Source organism: Microbulbifer sp. MKSA007 (assembly GCA_032615215.1).
Lineage (GTDB): Bacteria > Pseudomonadota > Gammaproteobacteria > Pseudomonadales > Cellvibrionaceae > Microbulbifer.
The window spans coordinates 4,789,985-4,809,271 of record CP128433.1; the positions used below are offsets into that span (position 1 = coordinate 4,789,985).

The following is a 19,287-nucleotide window of genomic DNA, read 5'->3' on the forward strand; positions in this document are numbered from 1 at the left end:
CCGTAGTCTAGAGTAATATTGCATCCAGGATATCGAGAAAATCGACATAATCCTGCATTATGTGCGCTGGGCTTACAAGAAATTACTCGACTGTTCGACAAGTGTAAATGGAGGCAGTAATTGAAATTTAGCAAGCGGCAAGTAACTTTTCTTTCACTTGCCTTATTATCTGGATTTGTTGCATGGTACGCTCTCGGTGCTGCATCTTCTTGTGCTCATTTTGATATTAAAGATTTTTGCAAAGGCGTATTTACTGTTGCACAAGATGAAATGGTGCTAAGCGAAAAGTTAAACTGCTTCCGGCTAGCCGAGTTATCTAGTTCGCTATGCGACTACACTTTCAAACTGGGTATAGGTGCGCTAGCCCTGGGTATATCGACGTTAATAATTAGCATTAGAGAATTAATCTACTCAAATGTCGTAGACAACTGGAATATCGAAAATTCATAATAAATTAATGAAAGTCACTCCGACAGGGCTGGAGCTTCACTTCGCAGTTTCTCTGTAACGCTTAAACCTTTTATAGCGCGTTATGAGCCAAGTAGAATGAATAAAGAAATTGCTAATTGATAAATAGCATATAACTAGTCAATGAACTACTCCTCTTCGACATTTCAGGACTTACATTTCGTCTAACTACGTTTTAGGTACACAATGTGGTTACCTCAATACTCAGAGACTAGATTTGTGTCAGTTTAGTCAGTAGCTAAAAATACGTATAACAAGCGACGGTACAAATACACGTTTTGCGTTTTGGACTCTCTACAAGTCGCTAGCAAAAGGAGCGGGCGTTAAACATAGAAACTTTCTAAAAACACTTCAATTTGTCACTTAAACACCCAAATCACTTAGTTTATCTACCTACCTCCTACAGCAGATGTGGCAATCTGCCATACAAAACCTGCTATGCATCTAAGCTATTGCGGTAGATAATTTTGATTAGTTCCTCAGACTGCAGGCTCAAGTTTTGGCATAGTGTATCTGAAGGAAATTACCTTACAACTTGGCACCATAGCTTCATTCAAGTGTGATCTCACCTTATCAGTAGAGAAAGTAATGTATTTTCCTTGTAAACTTACCGGGCAGTGAACATGTAGTTCATTCCATCTGCACTAACTATAAAACCGCTCAGCCGGTAACTGAAATAGACAGCTAGGGCTCGATCCCTACTGTGAAGCTTCAGCTTTTATATTCAAATTAAGGGGAAAAGGATGAAATTTTTCAAAGGGATAAAGGTATTTTGCCTTGCAGTGACACTTTTAGCTTTATACGGATGTGGTGTCGCACACGTAAAAACAGACGTTCAAGCGCAAAGTTTTGAAGACTATAAAAATATATTAATACAAGACGTAAGGGTGTACTCAAATGAAAGTGCAGCCAAAAACAATAGTGCCCTACAGGAAAAAATGAAAAGTTGGGAGCTCCATACCCGCAGTGAACTCGAGGAATTTGCCAGAGAGAGCGATTATCAACTCGTCAATTCCTTAGATGAAGCTGAAGGCAAGACTTTGCTCGTTGATCTTGATGTGAAGGTTCAATACGGAAATCGCGCATTGCGCTGGGCTGTTGGCTTTGGCGCAGGAAAGGGAGGCGTTGACTCTGTCCTGACTGTTAAGGACTCCGAAACCGGTGATGTTAAATACAAGGCTCACGCCGATAGTGATCTGTCCGTGGGCGGTGCAGGTGGAGATATTGGCGCTGTACTTAAGAAAAATATCAAAGCGCTCATTGACCAGTATCGGGAAGTCTAAACCTTACGAATTGAGCACTAGGGACGCGCGTATAGTGCGCGCTCCCTCTTCACCGAGTAAGTTTCTTTGGGAAAGACTAAAAGAACCGATCACGGCTTAACTCAAAGAGCCTGTAGCCGATAGTTACTTATGGTGTTGTAGTTAGCCCCCCACTCTCTAAGTAATTCCAATCCCAACATACTCCAACCAGCTCTCAATAACGCTACCAGGCAAGAATACATTTTGAATTCTGGTCACCCGCATTTTGGTTGTGGTAGGGCTTGCACGCGCTACCTATAAACTTGATCTACCTCAATACCCCCACCCCCAACTTCGCCATTATGCGCAACAAAATTATTCGATGAGATAGGCGCCAAATTCGACAAATGGGACAGTCAGGTACTCGGGCTGACCACCCCATCATGATAGATTAGACCTCTTGGTCAACTGCAGGTCGCACTGGCCAGTAACACGCTTAGTTGAGGAGAAAAAATGGAGCAGCAAAGCACCGTATTCGTTGTAGTGGACCCTAACGATGAGAAGCATGTAGCTCTGGAGCGAGCCCTGATCACTTCACGTGGACGCAATCCTCAGCCGCGACTGGCTGTATTCGTCGCAGTTGATGGTGAAGCGGTGGATACCCGTGCAGTTAACGACCACCTATTTCGCGATGAGTCGTGGTTCCGTGAACAAATTCGTGAACCCATCTCAGAAGCTGGTCTTTCCTGTGAGATCACTGTTTGCTGGTCCAGTGATTGGCAGGCGGCCATCGTGCAGGAATCAAAGCGTTGCAACGCAGAAATGATCTACCTACCAGTACACGCGAAGAGCAGCCGTCGCTTTACCTTCGCCGAATCCAAATGGCGAGTCCTGAAAACAGCGCGCTGCCCAGTGGTATTGATTCGCCCCGGCGCCAAGGATGAGCGCAAAGTTGTATTGGCTACCGTTAACTACCAGGCAAAAACCCTCGAGCAGCGCGAGCTCAATCGCCAGATCAGCGAACGCGCGACCTATATCGCAGGTCATTACGGAGCAGAGCTACACCTCGTAAACGCCTTCCTGGATTCCATGCTCTACCCAGATCGCGGTGCTTTGGCCAAGCTTGCCGATAAAACCGGTGTCCCCACCCATCGCATTCACGTAAAGCGCGGCTATACCAGTGATGTTGTTGAGGATGTGGCCCGTGAGATCGATGCAGACCTGGTCGTGATGGGAACCATGAATCAGTATGGCGAGACCGGTTCATTCCTGCGTGGCAATACTGCCGAGCGTGTAATTGGCCAGTTAGACGTTGATGTGATGGTATGTAACCAGTTCACTACAACAACGATGGATAACGATTAAGTCATCCCATTTTCAAGGATGCTGAAAGCCCCAGCAGTGCTATCTGCAGGGGCTTTCTTTTTTGGATTTACTGCGATTTAGCAGATAGCAGTAGCAGAGTTCCCTCTGTATCGAAATTCACCCTGCCATCCTCAACTTTGGCTCGCTTACCCGAGTAGTAATCGGTCAGTTCGATACCATCGGCAAACACACCTTTAACTGATACGCTCTTCTCACCCCCGGACAGTTCCATCGCCACAACTACCGGCTGCTCACCAGATAAGGTGCGGGAGAATGTATAAGGCTTATCCTCCAGCTTCTGGTGTACACCAGCGCCTACTGCCGGGTGCGATCGCCGAAACTGCCCAAGCTTCTGCCAATGAGCCAGCAATGCACGGGTTTCCGGCTTTTCCAAGTCATCCCAGTTCATATTGGTGCGCATAGAGGCGTCGCCAAATGCGCGATCATCAATCATGGGGCGCGCCAGTTCATCACCGTAATATATCTGCACTGCACCGGGCGCCAACATCAGTTTACTTGCGGCACTCAGTGTGTGCTGACGCTCGCGGTCAAATGAGTGATGGTCATCGTGGGAGCCTAGATAATTCAGGACACCGAGCCCTTTTAGTTCACCACTGTTCAAGGAGGAGGAATAGCTGGAGAAAATATCCTCCGCTGGCTTGCCCGCAACCTGGGCAAAATCGAAGTTAATCAGACTGTCAAAACCGTACTGATAAAAGTCCACTTTCCGGTCGCTATAATCGTAAGAGCGACCAACACTGGGACCAAAGTTGTTAACGCCGAAATGGTAAACCTCACCCACCATAAAGAAATTGCGATCGTCCAATTTCTTCTTTGGATTCTCAGCCTTCCACTCCGCCAGGGCTATATCCGCTTCGTTTTTCAGTATTGCCCAGGCTTGTGGCTCTACGTGTTTGACGGTGTCCACACGAAAACCATCGACACCGTATTCACGCACCCAGTCGGTTAACCACTTGATCAGGTAATATTTGGGGGCGCGGGGATAGCCAGTGCGCTCGAAAAAGGCATCCAGTTCACGATGCTCTTGCTGCAGGCGGCCTTCTTTTTTCCACTTTGCCACCAGTTGTGGCGGCAACTCGACATCTTTCTCGCTCTCCGTGAGGATATCCGTCAGGTTCGCGTGAATTGCACACTCAACATTGCCGGCATAGTCAGACCAATCGCATTGCTGGCTATTACGCAGCCAACTCGAGGGCCATCTGGAATCCTGTTCAGTGACTGGCCCGGTGTGATTGAGAATTACATCCAGCAATACGCGAATCCCCTGGCTGTGAGCTACCTCAATCAATTCCGCCAGGTCTGCTTCAGTACCAAAGTTGGCATCTACGGCAGTCCAGTCCTTAGGCCAGTAGCCATGGAAAGCGTAGGTGCGTTTATCGGACTCATTGTAGCCATGGATGTTCTCAATCACCGGGGCCATCCAGACAGCATCGACTCCAAGATCATTAAAATACCCCGCTTCAATTTTCTCGATAACGCCGCGCAGATCCCCTCCCTCAAAGCCACGCAGGTATGCCGCATCGTCTTTGCGGCCGTAGGGGAAGTCATTGCTGCTATCGCCGTTATTAAAACGGTCCGGCAACATAAAATAGACTGTCGCATTGCGCCAAAAAGGATCTACCGGCTCTGCAGCCACGGCAGCTTGTACACCACCCAGCATCAGGCCAATCAATAAGCTGGTGAATTTTCCCATTGTTCTCTCTTTTATTCGCCGCTCAGAATTATTCAGAAGCTCCCCAGGCCACTCTAATAGGCCCAGTAAATCAAACATCCTCCCGCGCGGGGGCGTAGGTGCTGCGCAGGGTATAAGACCGGCGATAAGGTTGTGCAATTACCCCATAGTAAAACTATTTTGCGAGCGGCGCTTTTGCAGAGTAATGTAAAACCAGCAGATCGCGAGAAACCGCAGCGCTTTGTCGTGGTCCAAGCGTCACATTCTGTTAGCAGTCAAAGGAGGCAGGGAATGTCGGAACAACAATCTAGGCAAGGGTGGATCATCGGCATTATTGTGGTGGTCGTTGTCGCTGCAGCAGCCTATTGGCTCTGGACCGGCGAGGAAAAGAAAAAAGAAATTCCCACCATCGGTGTTGTCGAAGAACCCCAAACTGCTCCCGAGCCGGAAGCCCTGGCACAACCTGAGAGCCAGGAACCAGCCCAACCGCCCGAGGAGCCGGTCATTGAAGAGGAGCCCGGCAGAGAGCCGCCTCCCCCTGAACGAGAGCGACAAGGCCGCATATGACGAGTTAATGTCATTGGCACCCGACGGAGCCCTGTCCCGCTGGCTGGTACCCGACGAAGTAATACGTAAATGGGTGGCCGCTGCCAACGCAGCATCCCGTGGTGAGCTGATTCACAAGCATCGCCCGCTGAAAACCATTCGCGGCCCCATCATCGTTACCGGGTCATCCGCTGAAGGCTACCAGCTATCCCCGGAGAACTATCGCCGTTACGACCAACCAGTACGATTGTTCGCACTGGCTAACACTGATGCAATCATCACCTTGTATCAATACTGGTACCCCCGTTTAGCCCAGGCCTACGGCGAGCTGGGGATTCGCAACAAGTCATTCCACCAGGTGGTGATTGGAGCAATCGACAATGTACTGGCAGCGCCAGATGTTGAAGGCCCTATTCAATTGATACGCCCGTCGGTGTATTACAAATTTGCCGATCCAAAACTGGAAAAACTCCCTGGAATACAAAAGCTGATGATCCGCATGGGCCCCGACAATGCAGCCCGAGTTAAGGAAAAGCTGAAAGAGATAAAGGCTAAGCTCGAAGAAATGCCCGTTCAGGAGCAAACCCAATAAGCAGATCTCAGGTCACTCAGCTTACAAGCTGGGTGGCCTCCCACCTTCAAGATTCGGTTGTTTTTTAACCACTTTATCGCCTGGACACAACAAACCCTGCCTTCATCAATTTGAACCTCCGAAAAACTTATTCAAAACGCCAGCGGTCATACCCATCCGATACTCAGCCCATAGCCATTGGGGTATATTACCGGCTGTTCACTAAACGATCCCAACACCAAGCGGTAACGGAGCGCCGCTGCCAAACGGCAACAGGCACTGCCCTATAGGGAAAGATCCAGGGTTCAACAGGAGCGAATCAATCGTAGGGTGCCCTGCGTGCCCCTTCTGCTTACTCCCCACCCAAGATCTATTCTGTCTCCGCCGGTATAGGCTGTAGATAACAATCGAGGCTCATTTTGAAATATCGTTCCTTCGGCCAAATTCTGGCTGTGACTCTCTTATTTGCTGTGTCGCTGGCCCAGGCTACCCCTGAAATTAACATAGCCCCAACACCCACTTGGGTGGATGCCGTCGATCTCTCGAGTAGTGTCACTGCACCCGAAGGCAGTGTTAGGTATCACCTGAGTAACTCCCAGATATCCCATACGAACGAACAACACCAATACTATTTTCAGCTGGTGATGGAGCCCCTCAATCAGCAGGGGGTTAAACAGGTATCGGAACTGAACATTAGTTTTTACCCCGCGTTCCAGCAGCTGGTCGTTCACGAAATTACCGTAACCCGCAATGATCAAGTGATTGATCGCCTGGACAAACAGGACTTCAAGTTATTCCAGTCTGAGCAGGAGCTGTCCAGCAAACTCTACTCTGAAATGTGGAATGCGCTTTACATTCTTGAGGATATCCGACCCGGTGACAAAATCTCCTACGCTTATACACTCGAGGGAAGCAATCCTATTTTTGAACGCGGGGATTTTGGTACTTTCTACTTGTCATGGCCGGATGCCATCGACAGGCGCTATGTAAAAATTACCAGTGACAACAAGCTCAATTACCGTTTTAACAATGAAAAAGTACCGGTGAACGTTACCCGCAATAACGACACTTACCAGTACACACTGGACCTGAAGCAGGTGTCTCCGATACTTCAGGAAGGGGAATACCCTCACTGGCATGACCCATTCAACTACATCCAATATTCAGGCTATAACAGTTGGGCTGAAGTAAACGACTGGGCAATGACACTCTACGATATTGACCTCTCCCTGCCACAGGAACTCACCCGGCAATTGGATCAATGGCGTGCAGAGGAAGGCCTTGAGGGAGCTGTCAGCAAGGCTATTGCCTACGTTCAGGAGGATATTCGCTACTTTGGGATCGAGTTTGGAATCAACTCACACCAACCGCGAACGCCGAGAGAGACTTTGGATAAGCGCTATGGCGACTGTAAAGACAAGGCCATATTAATAACCGCCATGTTGTCTCACCTGGGGGTTAACTCTTACCCCGCTTTAGTGTCTTCAGGACGCGGTCGTGACCTTGCCAATGATATCCCCTCTCCCAGTTCATTTGATCATGTAATCAGCGTCATTGAGCTCAATGGACAAGATTATTGGGTTGACGGCACCGCTTCCGGACAGGGCTCCAATATCAAGAGCAAAGGCTTCTTTGATTATGAATTGGCACTCCCCATTCGAAAGGGAACCCGAGCATTAAAACAAGTAACCACGATTTATCCCGCCAACGGCACTCTGCAACTGGATGTCACCGAAAATTTTGAAATCAATGCCGGTGCCAATACCGCAGGGCTAACTGTTGAGTCCACCTACAGCGCTCTCAAAGCGGAGCAGATGCGTCAATTTTTCCAGTCAGCAGACTCTGAATACATAAAGAGTAATTACGCAAACTTTATGGCAACTTACTACCCCGGTATTGAAATCACATCCAATATCAAGCACCAGGACAATCGGGGTGAAAATGTACTTCAGGTATCGGAGCTATATGAGATCAGTGATTTTGCCGAGTTGAACTCTGCTCGGAAGATTTTCTCACTGTATGGCTCCAGTATCGCCTCTTATATTACCAGCCCCCAGAAGCGTATTCGCCAGAGCCCATTAGCGCTGGCACATCCTGTGGATATCAACCACAAAGCAGTAGCCAAAATTACTGGAGAGGTTTTATGGAGAGAGGAATCCCAGGATCTACAGATAGACAATCCCTGGTTCACCTTCTCCAGAACCTCCGATCATATTGGCAATAACATCTCGGTGAACTACGCCTTTAAATCCAAAGCGGACCATGTCCGCAATACGGATATTGCCGAGTATATGGAGCAACTCGATAAACTGGATGAAGCACTTCAATATCAGTTCTGGGCCAAGGGCGATAATTCGAATACTCAGGAAACCAGCAAGGCAATGAAAAACCTGGTTAAGTCACTGATCAGGAAGTAAATAATGAAAAAATTCCTTTTTGCCCCCGTTATTTACTTACTGGCCTCTTGTGCGGCCCACACTTCCATCGAACCCGGCGATAGTGAAATAAGGCGGCTAACCGAACAAGTTGCTAGCGCTCCAGATACAGTTGCTTATGAGGATTTCTGGGTTGCCTATCTTGAGTCTCAGCAACCCCTGAATAATATCGCGGCCAGAGAGCGCTACCAGGCGGAGCTATCCGCGATTGAATCTGGGGATAAGTCTTGTGAAGCCGTGGACTGGAAGGCCGTAACAAACAACAACATCCTGTCACTAACGCCCCATCTCAGCGCTGCAGAATGCTATGAGTCTGTGGGACAGTTAGAAGCAGCCAACTACCATAAAAACCTGTTTGAATTTATTGCTACTGGTATCCTCTCCGGACGCAGTGGTGAGTATAGCTACAGTGCCTTTGAGGTCGGGAGCTGGGCAGATGCAGAAGACCTGCTCACCATATCCGGCTATGAAATTATTGATAGCTATTTTGAATTTGCAAATAGTCGCAATGCTATATACCGCGTTTATAACGTAAAGGAAGTAGGCGGCTATCAGGTATCGAAAATCTACTTCGATAATGCCCGCTTTCTACACCGACTGCTCGCGATCCGGTATCCATTTGCCGGCACATCAGATCAGCTCTATACAGATGTGATCCAGGTACTAGCCTCTACAGATTATGCCGCTCGACACGCCGAAGGCATTGTGTTTCATGCGGAGGGGCAGTATCCACAGGCTGAACAGGCTTATCTGGACGCTATTGTTATGGGATCCATTTCCGCCAATATCAGTTTAGGGCGGCTGTGTCTGAGTGGCAAAACTGAAAAATTTGCAGTTAACGAGTGCGCACAATTATTTGTTGCTGCTGCGGATCTGGGGCTCGAAGAGGCGAAGGTTTACCTAGCCTATATAGCCTTTATGGGCCTGGGAATTGATCCGGATAAAGAATTAGCAACTTCACTACTCTCCAGTGCCGAACAACACTTGAAGAAAGGCCAGGCGGAGTATGAACTCTACTCCCTTTTTGCGTCAGAGGAATTTAACTCAGCTAATGAATCCGGTGCTACACAATTCTTGCAAGCCAGCGCTAATAAAGGTTACCCCGTAGCCCACTTTACCCAGGCTATTGGTTACCTTGAACAGAATGATTACTATCAATTTGAACAGCTTATTCAAAAAGCTTCCGGTAACGGCTTTTCCCCAGCCCAGTTTTTTTATGCCAGCTACCTGCTGGAGAAGAAAAAAGAAACTAGTAAAGGCATGGCGCTTCTCAATGAGGCTGCAATTGCAGGAAACCCCGCCGCACTCTTTGAGAGAGGGCGTATCACACAACTAGGCGCCCATGGCCAACCGGTTAATATCAATCAATCTATCAGGGACTATCAAGCTGCGGCATATCGCAATCATCTTCCTGCACAATTAAAAATGGGGATCCTGCATTCCAAGAATATTATTGCAAATGCCAACGCCGATATTGCCTATGCCTGGTATTTATTGTGTGGACGGGCCGGCCACCTGGAGTGTATTACCAATATGGGTTACTCCGCCGAAAATGGTTATGGAGTGGAACAAAACCCGACCCATGCAGCACAACTTTATAGGCTCGCAGCTGCGGAAGGCTCAGCCAACTCCAGTGCCAGGTTGGCCGGACTCTACGAGGCAGGTAACGGAGTAGAAAAGGACCTGGAACAGGCAATCTATTATTACACTCAAGCAGCAGAGAGGGGATTAGCAAGCGCTATGAATAAGCTGGGGCTCATATATTTGGACTCCGGTAGTGATTCTTTCAACAACTATCCCGAGGCTCTTCATTGGTTCGAGCAGGCAGCGAATCAAAATTCAAAGTATGGATACTTTAACCAAGCCCGTATGTATGAACAGGGGCTTGGTGTAGAAGTTGATCTAGATCGAGCAATGTCACTCTACGAGGAAGCCTCAAAGAGAGGGCACGGCATAGCTTCACTGAAAATTGCTGAGGCCTATAGTCAAGACGATAATCCAGGAAAAAACCTTGATCAGGTACGTTACTATTTGAAATTAGCTACTGAACAGAGTGACGACCAACAATTGAAAAAAATCCTGGAAAACTGCGCTGACACCGAAGAGTGCAATGTCTCACACTTAAAACAGTTTCTGAGTGGACTCCCTGCAGAATAAGATTATTTTTGCGGTCGACTATTCACAGCGAATAGTTGACCGCGTTCAACTTTATTTTGCCAACAGGATCCCAAACCACTCTTTTTCCTACCTTAAAATCCTCAACTATTTTCCGACCTATTTTCTTTATTTTTATTGACAAAAATTTCTAGGTGCGACCGATAGCACCATTTTTTGCTCAAGCAAAAGATCAGCCTCAAAAGCAAGCCAGCCATCACAGAATATGACTGACAGCTCTTTATACTCCGCGCCAATTACATTTGGTTTAACGGATCTATCGAGGCGATATGACCTATTCACTGAAGTTACTCACGGCTATCAGTTTATCTGTATTTCTTACTGCTTGCGGTGGGGGCGGAAGCTCCGATGACAACGAACCTGACGGCACTCCAGTAAGCAGCGATAGCGATTCAGGGGCAAACTCTGACGGCGATGATGACGATGGCAATACTGGCTCTGATGATGACAGCTCCAGCTCTGATGATGATGACAGTTCAGATTCGGATGACGACGACGGCGATGATTCCCCTAGCATAAGCGGTGACAACGGCAGCGTCAGTGAAGATGTCGAGACAACGGTTTCAGGGCAACTAGTCGATAACTCAAACAGCAATCAAACCTTTGAATCCGGAAATTTTCAAGGGACTTACGGAGAGCTTAAAATATCCAGCGATGGCAGCTGGACCTATACCTTGGACAGTGAACTATCCGATCCAATTGCTGGCTCAGAATTAGTGACCGACGCATTTAATATTGGTATCGGCTCCAGTGATTCAGAAGCCACTATATCCATTTCCATAACCGGTTACGACGATGCCTACACGTTCAACCCCGCCAGCCCACTGGCCACTTTGATTGTTGAAGGTAAGGAATTTTCTTCAGGAACATTCCTTTTGGAGGATGTCGATGGCAATACTCCGGAGTTTGTCGAGGAAACTCTTAGCGGATCCTACGGCGATTTCAAGTTATACAGCAACGGAGATTGGGAATACAGCCTGAATAATTCTGCAGACAGTTTAAAAAATGGTGAAACGACAGAAGATACCATTTCATTCCAACTTAGCGATGGCACTACTCAATCGATTACCTTCTCTGTCGTCACTTTAGAGCCTGATGAAAGCAGTATCGTATTCATTTTCATGAACTTCTCTGATGCTGTACCTACAGATACCACTGATATCTCTGATATTGCAGATATGGTCTTTAACGATGAAGACTCTCTCGATAATACCTACCTAAAGAATTCATTGGGACAACTAAAATTCCTGCGCCATCGCATCAGCGACAGCTCCCTGGAGCATTACTGCTATGGAGAAGGTAGCAATGAAGACAGCTCCATTGACTGTATCATTTACAACATCCCAGATAACCAAGACGGTGGCACTTTAAGTGTTGACGATGCGGCAGCCCGCTCCAGCCAGGGAGGAGAATATACAGACGGAGGATACACTTGGCGTGACAATGCAACAGAATGGGCGGAAACCAATTTAGTTGATAACAATAACAACCCTATCAACCTAAGCGACTGGCGCCACCGTGTTTACATCTACCCGCCAAAGGCCAAGAGTGCTGGGCTGGTTGGGGCTGGTGTCGCCTCTGTTGGTGGTAAGTGGAGCATCGTTACCGCTTATACAGACCAGATAATAATGGGCCATGAACTTGGCCACAATATTGGACTCAGCCATGCCGGCAATGATGACAACAACGATGGCGATACCTTCGATAGTGGCGAAAGCGAGTATGGAACAGATGGGAGCTTTATGGGGAATGCCTGGACTTCGCGCTTATTTGGCAGTGGTCACCGAGAGTACATGGGCTGGTATGATTTATTCCCCGAATATACCCAAACGGTAACCCAGAACGCCGGCAGCACCGAAGAGGTGGAGGTTGAGGCTATTGAGCTGACTGCGGGAGAGCTCTCAGGAAACCTGCCCCAGCAGCTGAAAGTTGAGAGTGCGGGTAGTCAGAATGGAGAAGACTACTACTACGTGAACTACCATGTAGGCCATGACATACTGAACCCATCGTCTCATATGGAAAATTCAGTATCTGTTCATTATCTCGATAATAGACTCTTTAACCATGTAGCAGAACTCAAGGAGCCAGGAGATAGCTTTACCGACTCAAATATTGGCTTAACCATTGAGTTTCAATCTGTGGCCTCAGACAAACAGTCGGCCACTATCTTAGTCAGTTACAGTGATTAGACTGTAAATCCGTTACCGTAGGATAAATACTATGAAAAAGTTCATTCTAATAGCGTTTGCATTGAGCTTCTCCCTGTTTGTACAAGCAGAGGAGATTGTAACTGGCACCTTGGAAGAAATTATCTCTGAAGATTTTGAAACGGGAAAATCCGAGCGTAAGTTTTCCCTGAAAGATGAGCAGACTGGCCGCTACTTTTTCCTGGATGCCGATGAGGCCAAGCTCAAAGGTATGAAATCTGGAGATCGAGTTAAAATTCGTGGTGAGCGTGGAGAAAAGCACATACTACGTATAAAAGAGTCAGAGAAAATAGAAGTAAAGGATAGCGAATAGTCATTTATTAATTAAAAACGATTTACCTCCCTATCTGATTAAAGTGGAATAGTACTCAGAGATAATCCGAGCACTATTCCAGATTTTCTTCTACCCCACCCTTAATTGATTTAACTGATCCATGTGTGGCATAAAGTTCAGAGCACAGCGGCGGTTAAAATCCTTGATTTCTTCCAGTTTATATTTGTGTGCAAACTCATTACCTGGACGCAACTGTTCCTGTCCCGGGTAAATTCCCTTGCCAGTCAACAGGCAATTCCAGGATACATTCGGGAAATAGACATCCAGTTTTTGATCCAGTAGTTCATCAGTAATATTCTTGCCTGCCATCCAAGACATCAAGATTGAACGCAGGGAGGGAGATATCTTTTCATTAGTGCCATTGGCAATCCAATAATCCGTATCTGTTCTCGAACTAATACGGTAGTGACAGACGATATAGTCCCGCACCGCATCAAAACGAGCGCTGATACGATTATTAAAGTCATCTCTATATTTATCAGTATGATCACCATTGTTATAGGCCTCTATAAAGCGCACAACAGTCTCCTGAACCATATCAAGCGCCGTTGCCTCCAAAGGCTCAATAAAGCCTTGGGAGAGCCCCACCGCCAGGCAGTTCTTGGCCCAGTGTTGGGCAACCCGTCCCACCTTGAAATTTAATCTACGCGCCTCGACATCACTGTCCAACAACCCCAAGTGAGCGCGAAATTCCGTTTCTGCCTTGTCATCGTCGACAAAGCGAGAGCTGTAAACGTAGCCGTTGCCATTGCGATTAGTCAGTGGGATTTTCCAGGCCCAGCCATATTTCATCGCAGTAGAAATAGTATGCGGTGCATACTCTTTCTCCTGATCTGTAGCAAATACAACCGCAGAATCGTTAAACAGACTCTCAGCGCTACTAATAAAAGGAACCTTCAGGGATTGTTGTATAAGACTTCCACGAAAGCCGGAACTATCCACATACAGATCCGCTTTAAGAACCTCACCATCAGTAGTTTTCAGGTGATCAATATTCCCCTGTGCATCGAGCATGGCGCCAGCCACTGTCGCCACCTTATAGCGAACGCCTTTCTGTTCTGCAACACGACGCAGGAACTGGCCCAATAAACCAGAATCAAAATGGTAGCCATAGGCAATTTCAAAAGGGAAGTTTTCCGGCGCGACTGGAGATAATTTTTGCCGAATCATCTCAGTGGCCAGAAAGAAGTGGTCCGGGTGCCCCTCCAAGTCAACGCCTTTCCTGCGCAGGTAACTATTATGAAAAAATGCCGGAATAGTAAATTGGTCCGGCTGGCCGACAAAGGGATGAACATACTCGGTAAAGCCCGGTTTGACCGACCAATCCCTAAAGGTAATACCGACCTTGTAAGTAGCGTTACAAGCAGGCATCCACTCCGATTCGCTAACTCCTATAGTCTCCATAAAACCCTTTAGTGGCGGAGTTGATCCCTCCCCCACACCGATAATCCCAATATCCGGTGATTCCACTAGGGTGATTTCAAACCCTTTATTCTGCCAATGGGTCGCCATCAGATTGGCGGTTATCCAGCCAGCGGTACCCCCGCCAAGAATAATTATTTTTTTGCGTTGATTGCTCATGGCGACCCTCAAAAATTCGGCACCGCACTTATTGTCGGGCCCTTTAATATTTAAAAAAACCGCCCGGCAAGCGTAGCTCAGCGGGCGGTCTTTTATCACATCTTCGGTTTACACCGAAAGAACCAGTGATACTTAGTAGCTATAGTTCAAGCCGAGGTAAAACTGACGCCCAAACTCAGTATATTCACCGAGGACACCATCTACTCCATATGATTTCACATCAGCCTCATCAGTAAGATTGTTCGCTGAGAAAACCACATCGATACCATTATCAAATGCATAGGATATCTGAGCATCAACGGTAGTGTACGCCTCAGCTAAGGCCGGAGTAGAGCCTCCCGGTATCGGCATAATCAGGATAAATTCATCCCGATAGCGAACATTGACGTGGGAGCTGAAATTACCGATGTCCCAGAATACTGTAGTGCTCCAGACATTTTCAGAGAGGCCCGGCAACGGCAGGTTTTCACCATAGAGGTTACCGCCACTCACTTCGGTTTCACTCTCAGTATATGAATAGCTGGCGGTCATACCCAAGCCAGCCCAAATACCCGGCAACTGATCAAAGGTTTTGGTACCCGCAAGCTCAATGCCTCGAATATAACCACCCTTGTCGTTGTTCACGTAAGTTTCGAAAGCGCCGGCTTCCAGACCAACGGGAATTTCAATGCCCAGGGAATCAAACAGCGCCGTTCGATCTGCCTGGCTATCCAGGTAGATATACTGCTTTTCTACCAGGCTTTCGATATCTTTCCAGAAAATGGCTGCAGTTACCGCACCGCCATCTTCAAAATAGTGCTCATAAGCCAGGTCAAACTGGTTTGCACGGAAAGGATCGAGGTAGGGAGAACCTTTGGTCCATACATTGTATTCAGTATCGTTCGTTTCGTTATTAACGCTGTTCCAGGAACCAGCGCCGCCTTTCAGCTGCCCAACCGGTGGACGACCCATCACTTTAGCTGCAGCAAAGCGAATGTAGTCCTGCTCGGTCAGCTCAAAGTTCAAGTTAAGGGAAGGCAAGGTGTCTGTGTATTCGGGGCCGTACTCAACATAGTCGAAGCTATCTGAAGTTACACCCACGTCATCAGTAATTTCGATACCATTGCCAGCTCCCACATTTTGGATACCACTGGACTTCACATCGGTTTCAACAACCCGTACACCGAAATTACCAGTTACTGGAATGCTCCCCAGCTGAGTATCGATATTGGCCATCAGGTAGTAGGCAAAGACTTCCTCTTTCATCGTCCCGGACTCAACGAAAGTCCAGTCCTGGCTAAATACCTTTTTACCTTCGTAGTTACCGGCTCCAAAAATACTGGAAGCCAGGGCATCCATATCGTTGACTACGAACTGTGGTATCCCGCTGGTGGATTCAACACTGACATAGCCGTCCAGTAGTTGCGGCTCACAATCGATGTCGGACAGGTTATCCGCACAGTAGCCATTGAATTGGCCATCGCGGCTACCGTAAAGGAAGGCTCCACGCTCAGAGTCAAAAGTGCGCTCAGAGACACGGAATCCTGCCTCAATAGAGGCAATGGCTCGCCACTCCAAATCGAACTTGTAATCGAACTTGAAGGCTTCAACCTTATCGGTGTACTCGTGAGGGTATTCTTCGTAGCGCGACAAACGCATGGTATCCAGATCGGTAAAATCTACACCGGAGAAAACGCCTGAGGGAATACCATCGCCATTGAGGGAATAGGCAAAGCTCTGCCCAGCAGCTTCCTCCCAGGTATCTAAGTTACCATCGTCATCGTAGGTCAGGTCGTAAGCGTGCATGGACACAATCTGGTCCTTGCGCGTCTTGGTGCCCTTACTGTAGGAGTAGTCAACGGCCAGGGTGTGGCGATCACCTAAATTCCACTCCAGGTTTAGACCAATACTATCGCTGTCCGCCTGGGTGGATTGATCCTCAGAGCGGGATTCAAACCAGGGGCTGGAATCATCAGTTGTCTTAGGGTCGGTAATAATTACCGTACCATCGGTAACCACACCGCCATTCACTTCGGTATCGGAAAGGGTGTAAAAGTTTGTATTGGCCAGGCCACCAACCGTAATACCGTGGCGAGTATCAACACGCTCAAAGTCAGACTTAAAATAATCTAACTGGGCCTTGAAGCTATCGGTAGGCTCGAAAACGACGCTGGCCAGGTAACCATTACGAGTATCGGTACCATCACCGGATTGCCACTGGAACGCTCGCGGTAAAGCATCTTCACTGCCATCACCATCGAAATCGTTCCCTGGCTCATAACCGATTTGGCCGTCTGCACCCGTGCGGGACTTTACAAAGCTGTTCGGCTGCTCAAGGTGAGAATAACCCAGGGCTACGCCCACCTTGTCATCCATAAATTTACCCATGTACGATAGGGTGACGCGCTCACCGAATTCGTCGGCACCGACGTCGTCTGCTGCATCGTTATACGACATACGCACATTGGCATTAAAGTTGTGTTCTTTGTCGGCGTCGAGAGGATTGGCTGTTTTCAGCTCTACAGAGCCCGCTACACCACCTTCAATATGAGAGGCTTTCGGAGTCTTGTAGACCGCTGCCTGATTAATCAGCTCAGCTGGGTACTGGTCAAAAGACATCCAGCGAGTACTTTCGGTATAACCACTGGTAGAGGCCTGCTCGCGACCATTCAGGGTGGTTTGCAGGAAGTCGCCGTTCATACCGCGGATATTTAGCTGTGAGGACTGACCGTTGGATCGCACGGTGGTTACGCCGGGCAGACGACCCAGGGCATCGGCGATTGATTGGTCGGGAAGAGATGACAGAGCGCCCGCATCTACCACATCGGCCACAACATCGGCGGCGCGCTTGGCTTCAACGGAGTCCAAAACGCTGGTGCGAATACCGGTAACTGTTACTTCTTCCAGTGTTTCCTGCTCCTGCGCATAGGCCCCAACCGAGGTGGACACGGAGGCCGCGATGGCAGCAGATAGCAAAGTGGGTCTGAGCGCCCCTTTACCTTTATTGGATAGACTCATCATCTTCTCCCTGGACTTATCGTTATGTTGAGACCCTGCATCCTAGGGCGGCCCCTAATCCATAACATCCTCCCCCGAGGGGGAGGAGACGGGAAAAAGTGTGAGATCAATCACAGGTGTAATTTAATACACGTTTGTCAGGCCATAACCCAACAAAAGTACCGAGTAATTACCCCTCAAGCTGTACTGCAGCGCCAATCAGAGCCTGATAACCCGCATTCAACGCGTATACCGGAACGGCCTCCATCCATTGAGCGACACGCCCTTTCGTCAGGAAACGCTGCTCAAACTCGCTCTCAGGTAGCAGTTCAGCGATCCTGGGCAGTATACCACCCCCCAAAAATACCCCGCCACGAGCGCCCATATACAAGGCCGCATCCCCGGCCGCACTGCCGAGGAAATTGAGGAAATCTATCAGAGCTTCACGGCACAGCGGATCTGAACCTTCAAGGCCTCGGGCGCTGATATCGGGGGGCGTCAGGTCCTCAGCGATCTCTCCGTTCAGCTCGCAAACTGCGCGATAGAGATTAACCAGCCCATTGCCCGACAAAACCCATTCGTTGAAAACGGGTAGCTGGGTTTTCATCAGGATTTGCAGCAACTGCAATTCACGCTCAGTGGAGACTGTCAGGTTGGCATGCCCGCCCTCTCCCGCCAGCACATGGTATCGGCCATCGGCTTCAGCCAGTCCGGCAACACCGAGGCCGGTTCCGGGACCGAGCACCGCCATAGGGGCACCTGCCTGCCGGGGAGTATCGCGCAGTACCTGGTAATCTGATTCGGCCAGACGGGGCAGAGACTGAGCCAAGGCGGCAAAATCATTAATCAGCTCTAGGTGGGGAAAGCTAAACTCTTGCGCCAGCTCGCCGGCGTCAATAGTCCAACCCAGATTGGTCATATAAACCTTTCCACCTGTTGGAGTCATCTCCAGCGGACCGGCTGCTGCAATACACGCCTTCTCCGGGCGCGGCTGGTTTAACCCATCGAGCCAGTGCTGTAGTGCTGCATCAAATCCCTCGAAGCGTTGGCAATCAACGACTTTGAGTTCTTCCAGCTGGTAACCCTCTGCTACAGGCTTGGCGATGGCAAATCGGGCGTTGGTCCCACCGATATCCGCTACGATACTCGTCATAGTTATCCTTCTAACTTCCCCCTAAAAAAGGCGATATAACTTAAGGCGTCAGACAAAATATTGCCAGCCCCAAAGCTTACTACAGAGGACAACTCACCCTATAAAGAAACCGCATGACCCCAGCTTGATACAGATAGACCTGCCGAAATGCATTGCTTGAAACTACCTAAATGCTTTCAGTCACCTTTTTACCTGTCCGCTGGCGGGATACCTTTTACTTGCTGAACGAATACTTGGATCTCTTCCTGGCTGTAAGGCGTATTCACCCGCTTTTTTGAAGCAGGCTGATATTCGATGCCCACCCCACTGCGCCGTGCACTTTGCGGGCGAATCGGTCGTGAACAAAAGTTACCCCCGCAGTTTGGGCACACATTTTTTAGCAGCACCTCAACACAGGAGCGGCAGAAGGTACACTCGTAAGTACAAATCATCGCCTCTTCTGAACTCGGTGGTAGGTCTCTATCACAGCTCTCGCAATTTGGCCTTAATTCCAACATGAATTACCTATCCTAACTTAAAACCTTTATCCAAACCGATAATTT

14 protein-coding genes are annotated in these 19,287 nt (G+C 48.4%); 9 read left to right on the forward strand and 5 right to left on the reverse strand.

What is annotated here, in order from left to right:
• The first annotated feature begins 120 nt into the window (after positions 1-120).
• The 3 genes from QT397_24235 to QT397_24245 all read left to right on the forward strand — a co-directional run bounded on the left by QT397_24235 (position 121) and on the right by QT397_24245 (position 3,074).
• Entirely contained in the window at positions 121-450 is a 330-nt protein-coding gene (locus QT397_24235; protein ID WNZ55916.1) for a hypothetical protein, read from the forward strand.
• Positions 451-1,211: 761 nt separating this feature from the next.
• On the forward strand, positions 1,212-1,751 hold the full coding sequence (locus QT397_24240) for a hypothetical protein (protein ID WNZ55917.1): 540 nt from the start codon (positions 1,212-1,214) through the stop codon (positions 1,749-1,751).
• A 471-nt stretch (positions 1,752-2,222) separates the two neighbouring features.
• Positions 2,223-3,074, forward strand: a complete 852-nt coding sequence (locus QT397_24245; protein ID WNZ55918.1) for a universal stress protein — start codon at positions 2,223-2,225, stop codon at positions 3,072-3,074.
• A 67-nt stretch (positions 3,075-3,141) separates the two neighbouring features.
• Here QT397_24245 and QT397_24250 read toward each other — a convergent pair whose 3' ends face one another.
• On the reverse strand, positions 3,142-4,788 hold the full coding sequence (locus QT397_24250) for an alpha-amylase family glycosyl hydrolase (GenBank protein ID WNZ55919.1): 1,647 nt from the start codon (positions 4,786-4,788) through the stop codon (positions 3,142-3,144).
• A gap of 270 nt (positions 4,789-5,058) precedes the next feature.
• Here QT397_24250 and QT397_24255 point away from each other — a divergent pair, with 270 nt between their 5' ends.
• The 6 genes from QT397_24255 to QT397_24280 all read left to right on the forward strand — a co-directional run bounded on the left by QT397_24255 (position 5,059) and on the right by QT397_24280 (position 13,014).
• Positions 5,059-5,334, forward strand: coding sequence for a hypothetical protein (locus tag QT397_24255; GenBank protein WNZ55920.1), 276 nt, complete (start codon positions 5,059-5,061; stop codon positions 5,332-5,334).
• Positions 5,273-5,905 carry a DUF3014 domain-containing protein gene (locus tag QT397_24260; GenBank protein WNZ55921.1) on the forward strand — a complete coding sequence of 211 codons (633 nt, stop codon included), beginning with the start codon at positions 5,273-5,275 and terminating at the stop codon, positions 5,903-5,905. The genes QT397_24255 and QT397_24260 overlap by 62 nt, the downstream gene beginning before the upstream one ends.
• A gap of 398 nt (positions 5,906-6,303) precedes the next feature.
• Positions 6,304-8,301: a DUF3857 domain-containing protein gene (locus tag QT397_24265; protein WNZ55922.1), complete on the forward strand. Its 1,998-nt coding sequence runs from the start codon at positions 6,304-6,306 to the stop codon at positions 8,299-8,301.
• A 3-nt stretch (positions 8,302-8,304) separates the two neighbouring features.
• Positions 8,305-10,476, forward strand: a complete 2,172-nt coding sequence (locus QT397_24270) for a hypothetical protein (protein ID WNZ55923.1) — start codon at positions 8,305-8,307, stop codon at positions 10,474-10,476.
• 287 nt (positions 10,477-10,763) lie between these two features.
• Complete coding sequence (locus QT397_24275; protein ID WNZ55924.1) at positions 10,764-12,683, forward strand: VCBS domain-containing protein; 1,920 nt, start codon at positions 10,764-10,766, stop codon at positions 12,681-12,683.
• Between the two features lie 31 nt (positions 12,684-12,714).
• Positions 12,715-13,014 (forward strand): hypothetical protein, encoded by a 300-nt coding sequence (locus tag QT397_24280; GenBank protein ID WNZ55925.1) that lies wholly within the window; start codon positions 12,715-12,717, stop codon positions 13,012-13,014.
• 90 nt (positions 13,015-13,104) lie between these two features.
• Here the strand turns inward: QT397_24280 and QT397_24285 are convergent, their stop codons facing one another.
• From QT397_24285 to QT397_24300, 4 genes are all read right to left on the reverse strand, one after another.
• Positions 13,105-14,616: a tryptophan 7-halogenase gene (locus tag QT397_24285; GenBank protein ID WNZ55926.1), complete on the reverse strand. Its 1,512-nt coding sequence runs from the start codon at positions 14,614-14,616 to the stop codon at positions 13,105-13,107.
• 132 nt (positions 14,617-14,748) lie between these two features.
• Positions 14,749-17,616 (reverse strand): TonB-dependent receptor, encoded by a 2,868-nt coding sequence (locus QT397_24290; GenBank protein WNZ55927.1) that lies wholly within the window; start codon positions 17,614-17,616, stop codon positions 14,749-14,751.
• Between the two features lie 166 nt (positions 17,617-17,782).
• Positions 17,783-18,745 carry a glucokinase gene (gene glk / locus QT397_24295; protein WNZ55928.1) on the reverse strand — a complete coding sequence of 321 codons (963 nt, stop codon included), beginning with the start codon at positions 18,743-18,745 and terminating at the stop codon, positions 17,783-17,785.
• Positions 18,746-18,933: 188 nt separating this feature from the next.
• A complete protein-coding gene (locus QT397_24300; protein ID WNZ55929.1) occupies positions 18,934-19,242 on the reverse strand; it encodes a DUF1272 domain-containing protein in 309 nt (102 codons plus the stop codon).
• Positions 19,243-19,287: the final 45 nt, after the last annotated feature.

Excerpts from the sequence above, each read along its gene's own strand:
- QT397_24240 (WNZ55917.1), top strand. The coding sequence starts at position 1,212 with ATGAAATTTTTCAAAGGGATAAAGGTATTTTGCCTTGCAGTGACACTT.
- QT397_24245 (WNZ55918.1), top strand. The coding sequence starts at position 2,223 with ATGGAGCAGCAAAGCACCGTATTCGTTGTAGTGGACCCTAACGATGAG.
- QT397_24250 (WNZ55919.1), bottom strand. The coding sequence starts at position 4,788 with ATGGGAAAATTCACCAGCTTATTGATTGGCCTGATGCTGGGTGGTGTA.
- QT397_24255 (WNZ55920.1), top strand. The coding sequence starts at position 5,059 with ATGTCGGAACAACAATCTAGGCAAGGGTGGATCATCGGCATTATTGTG.
- QT397_24270 (WNZ55923.1), top strand. The coding sequence starts at position 8,305 with ATGAAAAAATTCCTTTTTGCCCCCGTTATTTACTTACTGGCCTCTTGT.
- QT397_24275 (WNZ55924.1), top strand. The coding sequence starts at position 10,764 with ATGACCTATTCACTGAAGTTACTCACGGCTATCAGTTTATCTGTATTT.
- QT397_24280 (WNZ55925.1), top strand. The coding sequence starts at position 12,715 with ATGAAAAAGTTCATTCTAATAGCGTTTGCATTGAGCTTCTCCCTGTTT.
- QT397_24285 (WNZ55926.1), bottom strand. The coding sequence starts at position 14,616 with ATGAGCAATCAACGCAAAAAAATAATTATTCTTGGCGGGGGTACCGCT.
- QT397_24290 (WNZ55927.1), bottom strand. The coding sequence starts at position 17,616 with ATGATGAGTCTATCCAATAAAGGTAAAGGGGCGCTCAGACCCACTTTG.
- glk (WNZ55928.1), bottom strand. The coding sequence starts at position 18,745 with ATGACGAGTATCGTAGCGGATATCGGTGGGACCAACGCCCGATTTGCC.
- QT397_24300 (WNZ55929.1), bottom strand. The coding sequence starts at position 19,242 with ATGTTGGAATTAAGGCCAAATTGCGAGAGCTGTGATAGAGACCTACCA.